This is a genomic window from Staphylococcus sp. HMSC062A01, assembly GCF_001836805.1.
GTDB lineage: Bacteria > Bacillota > Bacilli > Staphylococcales > Staphylococcaceae > Staphylococcus > Staphylococcus haemolyticus.
In genome coordinates this window covers 73378-89496 of the sequence record NZ_KV830599.1, presented here as the reverse complement: position 1 = coordinate 89496, position 16119 = coordinate 73378, and the positions used below count along the sequence as shown (strand labels likewise).

Below are 16119 nucleotides of genomic sequence, written 5' to 3'. Positions count from 1 at the left end.
AAGTTCTAACTACTACCTGTGACTGATTTATTGTTATATAGGTAGATTTATAAATGAAACAGTGTACAATATTTCTATGAAATAATAACTGTTAATCCAATAGGAAGGATTTGATGTAACTATGTTTCATCAAATTGAACAATGGTTTGATTTATTACAAAGTTTTGGTTATCTAGCTGGATTTATTATTTTATTTTTTAGAGCCATTGTGCCAGTACTTCCTTTAACATTGTATGTTATTTTATGTGTTCATGCGTACGGCTTTATAGCAGGTACAATCATTAGTTGGTTAGGTGTTGTAGCAGGTACTTATACAGTGTTCTTTTTCTGTAGAAAATTTGTTAATGCTAACTTTATGAAACGGATTAAATCAAGACGATCGGTTGAACGCCTAATTCATTTTATAGATAGACAGGGCTTAGTACCAATATTTATATTAATGTGTTTTCCGTTTACACCCAATACACTAGTTAATTTTGTGGCAAGTTTCTCTCATATTAGAGGCAAATATTATTTTATAATTTTACTTATATCTAAGTTAATTTCTATTACATTTTTGGCGATTATGGGAAAAAGTGTAAGCTCATTTTTCACACATCCTGTTAGAGCAATAATGGTATTAATAGTTACTATAGCGTTATGGTTTATTGGTAAGAAAGTCGAGGGCTATTTCATGGGTTCGGACAAGGAGTGACAAGGTGCGTAGAGTGACAAGTTGGATTGTAGCATTCCTATTTGCTTGTCTGTTTGTCATGTTTATACAAATGTTCTTAGTTAAAGGTGCTGTAGTTCAAACTGATGATATGTCACCAACTTTGAATAAAGGTGACCGTGTCATTATTAATAAAATTAAAGTTACCTTTAACATGTTGAAAGACGGAGATATTATCATGTATCGACATAAAAATCAATTACACTTTGGTAGATTGGTCGGCAAGCCTGGTGAATCAATTGAAGTTAGAAACGGTAAATTGTATAGAGATGATAGACAAGTTAATAAATTTTATGCTAAAAATAGAGATATTAATAATTTTGCAATAAGAGATTTACATGATTCTGATGGTGATATTATTCCGCCAAATTCATATTTTATTTTAAATGATAATGGTGATAAACAACGTGATTCAAGAACATATGGATTAATAGATAAGGACCATATTGTAGGAGATGTTAGTTTAAAGTATTATCCATTTAAAGAATTTACCTATCAGTTTAATAAGTAGATGAGGTGTTAAAATTGAAGAAAGAAATAGTTGAATGGATTGTTGCCATAGCGGTAGGTTTATTACTTGTATGGGTAATGGTCAACTTCGTAGCTAAATCATATACTATAAAAGGCGATTCAATGGATCCGACACTAAAAGATGGTGAACACGTCATGGTTAACATTCTAGGATATAAAGTTGGAGACATAAAAAAAGGTAATGTAATCGTATTTCATGCGAATCAACAAGACGATTATGTTAAACGTGTCATTGGTGTACCTGGCGATAACGTTATTTATAAAAATGATAAATTATATGTTAATGGCAAAAAGATAAATGAACCTTATCTTGATTACAATGAAAAACGTAAACAAGGTGAATATATTACGGGTTCATTTGAAACTAAAGATTTACTAAATGCAAATCCTAAATCAAATATCATACCAAGAGGTAAATACTTAGTTTTAGGTGATAACAGAGAAGTCAGTAAGGATAGTAGGGCGTTTGGTTTAATTGATAAAGATCAAGTTGTTGGTAAAGTATCATTTAGATTTTGGCCGTTTAGTGAATTCAAGTTTAACTTTAATCCAGATAATGAAAAATAAGAAAAATTAGTATTAATGAATTAATTTTTAACATAGCAAGACTGGTAATGGAATGTTCATAGAGGTTCCGCCAGTCTTTTTTTGTTCAAAATTTCGATCTAACAAAACATTTTTAAGAACGTATGTTCTATGTTAAAATAAGATCAAAGGAGTGTGGAAATAATGGAGTTGAACGCATACATTGGCAGGGCAGGGACAGGCAAATCTCATCATATGATTGATAATATTAAGCAACAAATGAAAGAGGATCCTCTAGGTGATCCAATTGTTTTAATAGCACCAACACAGAGTACTTTTCAATTAGAACAAGCATTTGTTAATGATAAAGAATTGAATGGAAGTCTAAGAACTGAAGTGCTTCACTTTGAACGCTTAAGTTATAGAGTTTTTCAAGAGGTTGGAGGATTAACTGAAGAACGACTAACGCAAGCGGCTACCGAGATGATGATTTATGATTTAGTTCAACAACATCAATCGGAATTAAAACTATATCAATCACAAGTAAATTATTATGGTTTTAGTGAGAAGTTAAGTGAACAAATTCAAGATTTTAAGAAATATTCTGTTACGCCAGAACATTTACATACATTTTTGCAAGATAATGACTTGAAGACGAGAACTAGACATAAATTAGAAGATATATCGCTTATTTATCAGTATTTTGAGGAACGCATAAATGGCGAATTTATTACTTCAGAGGATAGTTTAAATCATTTTATTAATATTTTAAGTCAATCAGAATGGATTAAAAGAGCAGAGGTATACATAGATGGATTCCACAACTTCTCTACATTGGAGTATCAAATTATTAAAGCACTCGTTCAAAGCGCCAAAAAAGTTACTGTTCTTTTAACAACTGATGGTAATGAAGATCCATTTAGTTTATTTAGAAAACCATCAGAGGTATTAACGCATCTAAAGGAAATTGCCAATGATTTAAACATAGAATTACAACAACAATTCTTTAAACAACAATATCGTTTTAACAATAAAGATTTAATACAACTGGAACAACAATTTGACGCATTGCAAATTAATCCTATCGCTTACGATGGTAATATTAATATTTTAGAATCCTCAAGTATACGTGAAGAAGTTAATGAAGTAGCTCGCCAAATTATTAAAGATACACGTGATAAACAATATAGATATCAAGACATTGCTATCTTGTATCGTGATGACTCTTATGCATATTTATTTGACTCTGTTCTTCCACAGTATGATATTCCATTTAATATCGACACTAAAAGATCAATGACACATCATCCGATCATGGAAATGGTACGCTCACTTTTGGAAGTTATTCAAACAAACTGGAATATTAGTCCTATGATGCGTTTAATTAAAACCAATATTCTATCTAATCACTTTAAGGATAGTGCATATTTAATTGATTTATTAGAAAACTTTGTCGTTGAACGTGGTGTTTATGGCAAACGTTGGCTTGATGAAAAACTGTTTAGTATTGATAACTTTACGAAAATGGGACGTAAAGAACATAAATTAACTACTGAAGAACGAGAAGATTTCGAGCAAGTAGTTCATTTAAAGAATGATATTATTGATAAAATATTAACTTTTGAAAAAGCAATGAACGAAGCAGAAAATGTGAGAGGTTTTGCGACAGCTTTCTATGAGACAATGGAGGCATTTGATTTACCTAAATATTTAATGACTCACCGTGACCAATTAGACGTCGATGGTCGTCATGAAGAAGCTGAAGAAATAGATCAAATTTGGAATGGTCTTATTCAAATTTTAGATGATTTAGTCACTGTATTTGATAATGAAGAAATGACTCTTAAACGCTTTTTAGAGGTATTTGATATTGGTTTAGAACAATTAGAATTTGTAATGATTCCTCAAACCCTCGATCAAGTGAGTATAGGGACAATGGACTTAGCGAAAGTAGACAATAAAAAGCATATTTATATGGTTGGAATGAACGATGGTGCTATGCCGCAACCGGTTTCTTCTTCTAGTCTTATAACTGATGAAGAAAAGAAAGTGTTTGAACAACAAGCACAAGTTGAATTAAGTCCTACATCAGATATCTTACAAATGGATGAAGCGTTTGTTTGTTATATTGCAATGACACGAGGCAGTGAACAAGTTACATTTTCATATAGTTTAATGGGTGCACAAGGTGAGGATAAAGAAAAAAGTCCATTTATTGACCAAATACAAGGGTTGTTCAATGGATTAGATGTAACGAATATTCATTATCAACATAATGCACAACCTTTATCGTTAATGGAGCATCCACATCAAACTAAAGTCGTCTTATTCGAATCTTTAAAATCTTGGCTAGAGGCAGAGATGGTTGCTGATGTATGGGTTGATGCTTATCAAGTCATGCGTGATAATGACAAATTGAATAATGGTTTAGAGTACCTATTAACTGCGTTGACATATGACAACGAAACAGTGAAATTAGATGAACCATTGGCTGCATCTTTATATGGTTCAACAATTAACGCAAGTGTATCTAGATTTGAAGGGTATAATGATTGTCCGTTTAAACATTATGTTAATCATGGTTTAAGGTTAAATGAGCGAACGAAATATAAGCTTGAAAATTTTGATTTAGGAAATATTTTCCATACAGCATTGAAGTATATTTCGGATAAGGTAGATGGAGACTTTAAAAATCTTGATAATAAGAAGATACATGCTTTAACTGTTGAAGCTTTAGAGAATGTTTTACCTCAAGTCCAATTCAATCTCATGGATTCAAATGCATACTATCGGTATGTGTCAAAACGAATTGGTGTCATTGTCGAAAGTACTTTGAAAGCATTACGCTATCAAAATAAAAATACAAAGTTCAAACCACAACGTTTCGAAGCAGGGTTTAGAAAGAAACCGAACAACAATGAAGAACTTATTGCGCAACCATTAATTACAAAACAAGGCATTCCAGTTAATATACGAGGACAAATTGATCGTATAGATGCTTACACTAAAGATGATAAGAGCTACATTAATATTATTGATTATAAGTCATCTAATCCCAGTGCGAAATTAGATTTAAAGAAGGTTTATTATGGTAAACAAATGCAAATGATGACTTATATGGATATTGCTTTGCAAAATGCCCAACGTCTGGGATTATCTAACGAAATTAAACCAGGTGGCCTATTGTATTTCCATGTACATGATGAACGTCTCAGTTTTAAAGATTGGGGAGAATTGGAAGATGATGCTTTAACACAGGACAAACTTGAACAAGCATTTTTAAAAGAATATAAATTACGTGGCTTAGTTAATAGCGATATGGATGTAGTAGACGCATTGGATATTCGTTTAGAAGAAATTGGTAAATCCGACATTGTTCCAGTTAGCCTGAAGAAAGATGGAAGTATTGGAAGTAGGGGGAGCAGTGTTGCTGATGAAACAACAATTTATAAATTTATCAAACATAATAAAGATAACTTTATAAAGACTGCTACAAATATTATGGAAGGTCATACCGAAGTTGCACCACTTAAATTCGATGACCAATTACCATGCCAATTTTGTAATTTTAAATCAGTGTGCCATGTGGATACTATTATTGATAGTAAACATTATCGCCATGTAGATGAAACTATAGATCCTATCAAAGCAATACAAGATGTCGAGTTAGAAAGCGGTGATCATAATGAATAACATCCCCATCAAACCTAAAGATGCTCAATGGACAGATGCACAGTGGAAGAGTATATACGCTAATGGTCAAGATGTATTAGTAGCAGCAGCAGCAGGGTCTGGTAAAACTGCTGTATTAGTAGAAAGAATTATTCAAAAAATTATTAGAGATGAAATAGATGTTGATAAGTTACTCGTTGTTACATTTACTAATTTAAGTGCGAGAGAAATGAAGCATCGTGTTGATCAGCGCATTCAACAAGCGTCAATAGAAGATCCTAGAAATGAACATTTAAAGAATCAACGCATTAAAATTCATCAAGCACAAATTTCGACATTACATAGCTTCTGTTTAAAGATTATTCAACAGCATTATGATGTCATTGATTTGGATCCTAATTTCCGCACAATTAGTGATGTAGAGAATGTGCTGTTACTTGAACAGTCTATTGATGAAGTTTTAGAAAAACATTATGATACACCGGATATTGAATTTCTTACTTTAGTAGAACAATTATCAAGTGATCGCAATGATGATAATTTTAGAGATTTGTTAAAACGTTTCTATAATTTCAGTATAGCCAATCCTTCACCGTTCGAGTGGTTGGATTCTTTAGTTGAAATTTACACGGACGATAATAAACATAAATTATATCTAGACGAATTAGAAAGATTATCGAAAATTTATATCAAAGCTGCATATCATACTTTGTTAGAAGCGGAAAATAACTTTCTGAATTGTATAGAAGCGGAAAAGCATTTAGATGTTATCAAACTAGAAAAATATAAATGCGAAAAAATGATTGAGGGTAATGTGATAAATTTTGAAGAAATCATCAATTATACCTCTGAAAAATTGCCTACAATAACTAAAAAATTAAAAGATACGAATGAAGATGAAGGTATAAGTTCTCAGTTTTTAACAAACGCTAAAGATTTTTATGATGATTATAAAAAACTATTATCGGAAGTAAAAAATAAGTATCTAATGCGTTCTTATGAAGATTTAAAAGTAGATATGAAACGTTTGGCTCCTAGAATTCAATACCTTGTACAAATCGTTAAGGATATTATTAATGACTTTGCTGAAAAAAAACGTAGTCGCAATGTACTGGATTTTTCTGATTATGAACACTTCGCTCTACAAATATTAACTGACCAAGAGGGCAATGCTTCGTCAATTGCGAAAGAATATCGATCACAATTTGAAGAGATTTTAGTAGATGAATACCAAGATACTAACCAAGTACAAGAAGCAATCATATCTAAAATTAAACGTGGTGACGAATCTAATGGAAATTTATTCATGGTAGGGGACGTTAAACAATCTATCTATAAATTTAGACAAGCTGATCCAACGCTATTTATGGATAAATATCATCGTTTCACAAAAGATGGCAATCAATCAGGGTTACGTATCGATTTATCTAAGAATTTCCGTTCACGTAATGAAGTACTCGCCACAACAAATTACTTATTTGACCATATGATGGATGAAGAAGTAGGTGAAATTGAGTACGATGCTGATGCGAGACTTTATTTTGGTGCTACTAAATATTCTGATAAATCTATGCCTCTCGAACTACATGCATTAATTCAAGATAAAAGTAGCGATAATGATTTAGAAAAGTCAGAACAAGAAGCTCGCTATATTGCTGAGCAAGTTAAATATATTATTGAACATAAACAAGTTTATGATATGAAGTCAGAAACTTATAGACAAGCTACTTTCAAAGATATCGTCATACTTGAAAGAGGGTTGAAAAATGCGCGCAATTTACAACAAGTATTTAAAGACTATAATATTCCGTTCCATGTAAATAGTAAGGAAGGGTACTTTGAACAAACTGAAGTACGTCTCGTCTTATCATTTTTAAGAACCGTTGATAATCCTTTACAAGATATATATTTAGTAGGATTGATGAGATCGGTTATATACCAATTTACGGAAGATGAATTAGCAACCATTCGAGTTCAAAGTATGAACGATGATTATTTCTATCAATCCATATTGCATTATATGAAAGATCAAGAAGCGAACCCAACGTTAGTTGAGAAATTAGAACATTTTATGGATGATATAAACATGTATCAAGAATATAGTCAATCTCATCCTGTGTATCAATTAATTGATAAGTTCTATAATGATCATTACGTTATTCAATATTTTAGTGGTCTTATTGGTGGTAAAGGTAGACGCGCAAATCTATATGGATTGTTTAATAAAGCAGTAGAATTTGAAAATTCAAGTTTTAGAGGGCTGTATCAATTTATTAGATTTATTGACGAACTAATAGAACGCAACAAAGACTTTGGTGAAGAGAATGTTATAGGTCCTAATGATAATGTGGTACGTATGATGACAGTTCACAGTAGTAAAGGTCTAGAGTTCCCATATGTTATTTATTCGGGACTTTCAAAGAATTTTAATAAAGGCGACTTACGTAAACCACTCATCTTAAATCAAAAATATGGTCTAGGTATTGATTATTTTGATTTAGAGCGAAATGTAACCTATCCGTCATTATCGTCAGTTGTCATTAAATCAATTACTGAAAAAGAACTTGTTTCTGAAGAAATGCGATTAATGTATGTAGCTTTAACGCGAGCGAAAGAGCAACTCATTCTTATTGGTACTATTGATAAGGAAGAAACATTAGAAAAACTTGAGCGATTGCCAATTTCAGGTAATCAAATTGCATTGCATAAACGGTTATCAGCAGATCGACCTTTTGATTTAATATATAGTATTTTGGCTAAATACCAATCTACATCTTTATTACCAGAGTATCAGTTTGAGAAATCCATTGATAATTTAGATGAGAGTCTGCGTCCTACTGTAGATATTAAAATTGCACAATTTGAAGAACTTTCGATTGAGGACAGTGAATCAGAACAAGAAAGTCGCGATGTTTCAGATTTAGAAGTAGAAGGCTCGCATGATGATACATTAAAGCAACAAATTAATGATCAATTATCATTTAAATATCCTTTTTTAAAAAATACGGAGAAACCATCTAAACAGTCTGTTTCAGAATTAAAGCGTCAATTAGAAACAGAAGAAAGTGGTACAAGTTACGAAAGGGTAAGACAATACCGTATAGGTGTATCAACTTATGAGAGACCTAAGTTTTTACGTGAAAATAAAAAACGTAAAGCAAATGAAATTGGTACTTTAATGCATACAGTTATGCAACATCTACCATTTAAAGAAACTCGTATGACTGAAACAGAATTGAATGACTATATTAATGAATTAATTGAAAAGCATATTATTGAAGAAGATGCAAAAAAAGATATTCAATTTGAAGCAGTTATGAATTTTATTAGAAGTGACTTGTATATGACTATTACAAAAGCTGACAAAGTTTATAGAGAGTTACCATTTGTCGTAAATCAAGCGCGTGTAGACGAAATGCCTGAATTAGATGAAGATGTGTCAATTATTCAAGGTATGATTGATTTAATATTTTTAAAGGACGGTCAATATTACTTTGTAGATTATAAAACAGATGCATTTAATAAGCGTAGAGGTATGACAGACGAAGAGGTAGGTATACAACTTCGTGATAAGTACAAAATTCAAATGAAATATTATAAAAATACATTAGAAACGATTTTAAATTCTAAAGTATACGGTTACCTTTATTTCTTCCAATTTGGTCAAATGAGTATTGAAGAAGATGTTTAATAGATTTTTAATCCAATGAATGAAGTGTGTATTAAATTTCAAAAATTTCAGACATATATATTTGTGGTTTAGCAAAGATTAAAGTTATAATATGTATTAAGATATAGATGAGGAGTTGATACTGAATGAAATTTCTATCATTCAATTATAAAGACGCTGAATCTTACGGCGTAAAAGTTAAGCGTGAAGACGCAGTTTGGGATCTTAAAAAGGTATTTGCGGAATTTGGAGAAGATGACTTCCACCCTCAAACATTATTAGAGGGATTACAACAAAACCAAACATTAGATTTCCAAGAACAAGTACGTAAAGCAGTTGTAGCGGCTGAAGATAGTGGTAAAGCAGATGAATTCAAAATTGCTTTTAATGACATTGAATTCTTACCACCAGTTACACCACCAAATAATGTTATTGCATTTGGTCGTAATTACCAAGATCACGCAAGTGAATTAAATCATGAGGTACAACGATTATACGTATTTACTAAAGCAGCATCATCATTAACTGGTGATGAATCAACAATTCCAAATCATAAAGATATCACTGATCAATTAGATTACGAAGGTGAATTAGGTATCGTAATCGGTAAATCTGGAGAAAAAATTCCGAAAGCATTAGCATTAGACTACATCTACGGATATACAATTATTAATGATATTACTGATCGTAAGGCGCAAAATGAACAAGATCAGGCATTTCTATCTAAAAGTTTGACAGGTGGTTGCCCAATGGGACCTTATATTGTAACTAAGGATGAGTTACCAACACCTGAAAATGTTAATATCGTAACTAAAGTTAATAATGATATTCGTCAAGATGGTAATACAAGTCAAATGATTAATAAAATTGATGATTTAATTGAAGAAATTTCTAAATATGTAGCATTACATCCAGGAGATATCATTGCTACTGGCACACCAGCTGGTGTAGGTGCAGGTTTACAACCGCCTCAATTCTTACAACCAGGTGATGAAGTCAAAGTTACTATTGATAATATTGGTACATTAACTACTTATATTGCTAAATAATAATTAATATTTCAAAAATGTTATAAGGATTGTCTATCATAATTAGTTCATAATAAATGATTGAATTGAGACATCTTATATTATAAGTATTTCTTAATTGTAATCAGTTAATGCAGGTGAGCCTGGGACATAAATCAATCTCCCGGGCTCTAATTATATATTGCCAGAAGTTGTCAGAAATAAAAACGCACTTGATACAAGCGTTTTAATTCAGGGGCCCCAGCAGAGAGAATTTCACATGGAAATTCTACTAAACCATTATTTTAGTTTCATATCCATCTCATATAGCGTTTAACAATACGTTCAAGTGTTTATGTGATATGATAGGTAAGTAAAAAGGTAATAAATAGTATTGGGGGAATTCGGTCTTGTTACATATGCATATTGCAAGTTGGGCGTTGACAATTATTTTATATGTAATTGCATTTTTACATATTTCAAAATCACAAGGTCCTACACCTATGTTTAAACCTTTACAAATGGCATTAAGAGTCTTTATGTTACTCACTTTATTCTCAGGGTTCTGGTTGTTAATTCAAGAATTCATGGCTGCTAGCCATGGTGGTGGGGGCAACCATATGTTGTTAACATTGAAGATGCTTTGTGGTATAGCGGTAGTTGCACTAATGGAAGTATCTATTGCCAAACGCAAGAAACACGAAGCAAGTCATGGTTTATTCTGGGCAACAATTATTTTAATAATTATTACTATGGCGTTAGGTATTATCCTACCATGGGGTCCAATTAGTAGCCTTTTTGGAATTAGTTAAAATTTAAATTATTAATGATATAGGGATAGCCCTTAAATGATTGAATTTGCTGTAATCATTTAAGGGCTATTTTTTATAAATCTCTAGCTTTGTAACCAATCATATTAACTAAATCTTTTGGATGACTGTAAGGTGGTGCGTATGCCACTTCAAATTCAGTTAATTCATCAATGGTTAATTCGCTCATCATTGCCATTGATAATACGTCAATACGCTTATCAACACCTGTTTTACCTACTGCGGCAGCACGTAAAAGACGACGATTATTTGTGTCAAAGTAAACGCGTAAGTGGACATTAGTATTTCCAGGGTAATAACCAGCATGAGTGCCAGAATTTAATTCAACCATTTGATAATCAAAATGCGTTAATTCTTCGACTTTGATGCCGACGCTTGCTAATGTATAATCGAAAAATTTAACGATATTGGTACCTAAAAAACCTTTGAAAATGATATTTTTATTACCAGCTAGTTGTTCTGCAATGACGCTTGCGCCACGATGTGCTCCCCAAGCTAATGGAACTTGTGCGGGTAGATTTACATGACGGTACGAAGAGGTAATCACATCACCCAAAGCATAAATATTTGGGATGTTTGTTTCAAACTTATCGTTAACTTTAACGAAGCCTTTATCATCTAATTCTACGTTAGATGACTCGATAAATTTCGAATTTGGATGTGTACCAACGCCTTCAATAATTATATCGTAATCTTCTTGAATGCCTGATTTAAAAGTAACCATATGATCATTAACACTTACAATTTCCTCATTTAATCGATAAGGTATGTGTCGCGAATCTAGCTCGTCAAAGATAACTTGATTCATATCTTGGTCCATCAACTTGTTAATTTTATCAGAGCGGTGAATTAGAGTAACATCTAATCCTCTAGCATATAAATTCTCCAAGACTTCTAATGAAATATAACCTGCTCCTACTACTAATGCTTTCTTAGCCTGATGTTGATCTATAAATCGATCGATGGCATCAGTATCCTCCATATTGCGTAAAGTGAATATGTAATCACTATCAAAGCCTAAAGAATTAGCACCTGCACCAGGACTCAATATTAATTCGTCATAACTCGCTTCAAATTTTTCATTCGTTTGACGATTTACTACCGTCACTGTTTGATCTTTGTCATTAATAGCAATTACTTCATGATACGTTTTAACTGTAATATCTTTCTTTTCTTTAAAGACGTCTGGCGTAATTGGTAAAACATCTTTACGTTCATTAACAATGTTACCTATAAAGTAGGGTAATCCACAATTTGCGAAACTCATGTCGCGGTCTTTTTCAAAAATAGTAATTTCACTGTCTTTATCTAAACGTCGTATTTGGCTAGCACAGGTTGCACCACCGGCGACAGCACCGACTACAATTATTTTACGCATGATACATTCCCCCAGAAAAAATATATTAAAAAAGTGAGACATTATAAAAGTATACATTTATCTAACTTTAAGAATTGTTGTTTAACCTTTATAAGGTATATTTAATTTAAAGAAATCATTTAAATAACGGCCGATACCATCATCATTATTTGAATAAGTAATATGGTTTGCAATATGTTTTAATTCATCTAGACCATTGTCCATTGCGATACCATATTTAGCATATTTAATCATTTCAATATCATTATCCTCGTCTCCGAAGGCTATAATATGTGAAGGTTCAATTCCTAAATAGTCTTTGACTTGATCAATACCACGCGCTTTACTAATCCCGCGTTTAACGATTTCGATTACTGGGAAAGGCGCTCCCCAACGTCTGTGCTCAATATTCTCTGCATAGAAACGCGTCAACATTTGCTTGATTCTAGGTATGTAAATCTCTTCTGCTTCTACTAATAACGACGTTGGTGCTTCATCTAATTCTTCTAATAAATTACCTGTTTCAATTTTAGGATTACCCATTGAAAAACCCTCAAATAATCTAGGATCATGATTATTAATAAACACGTGATCGCGAACCTCAGCAATAATATTTGTAACTTTTGCTTTTTGAAGTGTTTCGATCATGTTTCTAGCGAGGTCCACATCTAGTACCTCGTGTGTCGTTTTAAAATCATCTGATTTAGGATGATGAACATAAGCCCCATTGAAGTTTACAATAGGTGTGTCCATGTTTAATTCATGATAATAAATTTGGCTTGCACGGTATGGTCTTCCAGTCGCAATCATAATGCGATGACCTTGCTTTTTTAATGTTGTAAGTACTTGCTTAGTATAGTCGCTAATTTCTTTATTATCATTTAATAATGTCCCATCTAAGTCTAAACAAATTAAATAAGGTTTCATATATTTCTCCTTAAGCTACATATCTATAGAATAAAATACATTAACATTTCATATTAAATGTTTTTAAAATTGATACATAAATCAACTTTATAATGTTATTATAACGTCTTTATTCGCTTAGTTGTATCATAGCATTTTATTGGCGTTTTGTCGGATATTTGATATATTAGTGTAAAGATAAATAATGAGAGGTGATACTAATGGAAGAGGCATTAAAAGACAGTATCCTAGGTGCACTTGAAATGGTTATTGACCCTGAATTAGGTATTGATATCGTTAATTTAGGTTTAGTATATAAAGTGAATGTTGATGATGATGGTTTGTGTACAGTTGAAATGACTTTAACATCAATGGGTTGCCCACTTGGGCCACAAATTATCGAACAAATTAAAACAGTATTAGCTGAGATTCCAGAAATACAAGACACAGAAGTTAATATTGTTTGGAATCCACCTTGGAACAAAGATATGATGTCAAGATACGCTAAAATTGCATTAGGCGTTGGCTAATTAATCGCTTTTGAACAATAGTACACGATTAGGATGTACTATTGTTTTTTTATTTATAATAGAAACAATTTAAATGTTCATTTTCAATGCTTTTAGTGACAAAGTTAAGTTAATAAATGACATAATTGTAATATAAATTGAATTTGTTTAAGCGTTATACTACAATACATAAGAATTACAATATAAAATAATTTAAATTGTACTTGCATTTATGAAAAATAATAATAAATGGGTCAAATTATATAAAATATTATTATATTTCAAGCTTAGACATCTAAGTATAAAACTCGATTCAATCATATACATTAAAATATAAAAGTATATTAACTTAAATCATATTTTTTCATGTTGTTGATCATCGGCTTTCGTTTTATCCTGATTTTCAGTGCTTTAGTAATTAATGAATTTATTAAAATTTATTATTTAATAGGGAAAGAATGTGAACAATGAAACAAGATTTTGAAAAAGGGAAACAACGTAAGACTAAAATGCGTTACATGCCAGGTTTAGATGGACTAAGAGCAATTGCTGTCTTAGGTATTATCATTTACCATTTAAACAGGAAATGGCTTACAGGTGGTTTCATAGGTGTAGATACCTTCTTCGTTATTTCTGGATATTTAATCACAAGTTTACTTTTAAAGGAATACGAGGAGCGAGGTATTATTAGCCTTAAACAATTCTGGATTCGACGAGTTAAAAGGTTACTTCCAGCAGTTGTTGCGCTATTAATTGTCGTTGGGATTGCTACATTAATATTTGAATCACAACAAATCGTTCGAGTTAAACATGATATTATCGCTGCATTATTCTATGTGTCGAATTGGTGGTATATTGCCAAGGATGTTAACTACTTCGAACAATTTTCATTTATGCCATTAAAACACCTGTGGTCACTTGCAATAGAAGAACAGTTCTATTTGTTCTTCCCATTTGTGTTGGTCATTTTACTCTTAACGATTAAAAAATATCGCAATGTTACTTTGATATTATGGATTATTTCTCTAGTGTCTTTATTAGCGATGGTCATTATTTCACAACCCAATGTTGGGTATTCAAGAGTTTATTTTGGGACAGATACTCGCTTGCAAACGTTATTATTGGGTGTGATATTAGCATTTGTATGGCCACCGTTTAAATTAAAAGCCAATCCACCAAAAGTATTGCAACGTTCTATTGATGGTATAGGTATCTTAGGTCTAATAACACTTATCTTCTTATTCTTTACAGTGAAAGATACTAGTGCATGGATTTATAATGGTGGATTTTATCTCATCTCAGGTATGACATTATTTATTATTGCTAGTGTCGTACATCCTTCTAGTATCCTAGCAAAGGTCTTAGGTCATCGTATATTTGTTTATATAGGTAAACGCTCTTATAGTTTATATTTATGGCATTTTCCTGTCATAAGTTTTATACACATTCATTTTGTTGATGGACAACTTCCTATTTATGTGTACTTTGTTGATATCATACTTACAGTTTTATTTGCTGAGTTATCATATCGTTATATTGAAACACCATTTAGACGTGAAGGTTTAAAGGCATTTTCATTCAATTATTTAAAACGACCTAAATTTATTCGGACAATAGTGTCAATTATTGCTGTGATACCAATAGTACTATTATTCTTAGGTGTCTTCGATCGTTTTGGAAAAGATGAAATTGAAAACAAAGCAAATTCATTCAACACGAGTGATCAAGATAAATATTTAGTAAGAATGATGCCTGGGGAAAATATAAAAATCGATGGCTCAAGTAGTAATAGTAAAAGTAAAAAACAAGTTTATACTAATATTAGTCCATTACTTATTGGAGACTCAGTGATGGTAGATATTGGTGAAGAATTTAAATCTCAAGTACCTAAAGCAACCATTGATGGTAAAGTTGGTCGTCACCTACAAGAAGCGTTGTCAATAGCAGGCAATTATTCAAATTATAATAAACCATCAGATAAAATCGTTTTAGAACTAGGTACAAATGGTGATTTTACAGAGGAAGAATTAAATCAATTAATTAATAAGTTTGGTAAAGCACAAATTTACCTTGTTAATACACGTGTTCCTCGAGATTGGCAAGATAATGTTAATAAACAACTAGCTAATGCTGCTAAGAAGCATAAGAATGTAACTTTAGTGGATTGGTACCAACGTTCTGCGGGACATTCTGAATATTTTGCACCAGATGGTGTGCATCTTGAAAATAGTGGTGTAAAAGCTTTATCCGATGAAATAATCAAAGCTATAAAGAAAAATCCAAAAAACAAATAATTCATTCTAAACCAGTTTAGTGATTTTAAATCATTGAACTGGTTTTTTTATATGCAGTTTTAACGTATATTTGATGTTTATAACAGAAAAAAGTGTGATAAAACAA

Annotated in this window: 11 protein-coding genes; 9 read left to right on the top strand and 2 right to left on the bottom strand. The window is 31.7% G+C overall.

Annotated elements, in window-relative coordinates; all coding sequences use genetic code 11:
• Window positions 1-121 precede the first annotated feature (121 nt).
• The 7 genes from HMPREF2715_RS00575 to HMPREF2715_RS00545 all read left to right on the top strand — a co-directional run bounded on the left by HMPREF2715_RS00575 (window position 122) and on the right by HMPREF2715_RS00545 (window position 10929).
• The gene (locus HMPREF2715_RS00575; RefSeq protein WP_070581494.1) at window positions 122-694 is read left to right on the top strand and encodes a TVP38/TMEM64 family protein; all 573 of its coding nucleotides are present in this window, start codon (window positions 122-124) and stop codon (window positions 692-694) included.
• Window positions 695-698: 4 nt separating this feature from the next.
• A complete protein-coding gene (gene lepB, locus HMPREF2715_RS00570; RefSeq protein WP_070581493.1) occupies window positions 699-1223 on the top strand; it encodes a signal peptidase I in 525 nt (174 codons plus the stop codon).
• A gap of 14 nt (window positions 1224-1237) precedes the next feature.
• Window positions 1238-1810, top strand: a complete 573-nt coding sequence (gene lepB / locus HMPREF2715_RS00565) for a signal peptidase I (protein WP_070581492.1) — start codon at window positions 1238-1240, stop codon at window positions 1808-1810.
• 162 nt (window positions 1811-1972) lie between these two features.
• Window positions 1973-5461, top strand: coding sequence for a helicase-exonuclease AddAB subunit AddB (gene addB / locus HMPREF2715_RS00560; RefSeq protein ID WP_070581491.1), 3489 nt, complete (start codon window positions 1973-1975; stop codon window positions 5459-5461).
• The gene (gene addA / locus HMPREF2715_RS00555; protein WP_070581490.1) at window positions 5454-9131 is read left to right on the top strand and encodes a helicase-exonuclease AddAB subunit AddA; all 3678 of its coding nucleotides are present in this window, start codon (window positions 5454-5456) and stop codon (window positions 9129-9131) included. The genes addB and addA overlap by 8 nt, the downstream gene beginning before the upstream one ends.
• 125 nt (window positions 9132-9256) lie before the next feature.
• Window positions 9257-10159, top strand: a complete 903-nt coding sequence (locus HMPREF2715_RS00550) for a fumarylacetoacetate hydrolase family protein (RefSeq protein ID WP_070581489.1) — start codon at window positions 9257-9259, stop codon at window positions 10157-10159.
• A gap of 368 nt (window positions 10160-10527) precedes the next feature.
• Window positions 10528-10929: a YisL family protein gene (locus HMPREF2715_RS00545; protein WP_037538693.1), complete on the top strand. Its 402-nt coding sequence runs from the start codon at window positions 10528-10530 to the stop codon at window positions 10927-10929.
• A gap of 73 nt (window positions 10930-11002) precedes the next feature.
• Here HMPREF2715_RS00545 and HMPREF2715_RS00540 read toward each other — a convergent pair whose 3' ends face one another.
• Window positions 11003-12325 carry a CoA-disulfide reductase gene (locus HMPREF2715_RS00540; RefSeq protein WP_070581488.1) on the bottom strand — a complete coding sequence of 441 codons (1323 nt, stop codon included), beginning with the start codon at window positions 12323-12325 and terminating at the stop codon, window positions 11003-11005.
• A gap of 81 nt (window positions 12326-12406) precedes the next feature.
• A complete protein-coding gene (locus tag HMPREF2715_RS00535; RefSeq protein ID WP_016931172.1) occupies window positions 12407-13231 on the bottom strand; it encodes a Cof-type HAD-IIB family hydrolase in 825 nt (274 codons plus the stop codon).
• Window positions 13232-13431: 200 nt separating this feature from the next.
• On the opposite strand from HMPREF2715_RS00535, the gene HMPREF2715_RS00530 reads away from it, so the two are divergent.
• Window positions 13432-13740 (top strand): metal-sulfur cluster assembly factor, encoded by a 309-nt coding sequence (locus HMPREF2715_RS00530; RefSeq protein ID WP_011276244.1) that lies wholly within the window; start codon window positions 13432-13434, stop codon window positions 13738-13740.
• 446 nt (window positions 13741-14186) lie between these two features.
• Window positions 14187-16013 carry an acyltransferase family protein gene (locus HMPREF2715_RS00525; protein WP_070678346.1) on the top strand — a complete coding sequence of 609 codons (1827 nt, stop codon included), beginning with the start codon at window positions 14187-14189 and terminating at the stop codon, window positions 16011-16013.
• Window positions 16014-16119 lie beyond the last annotated feature (106 nt).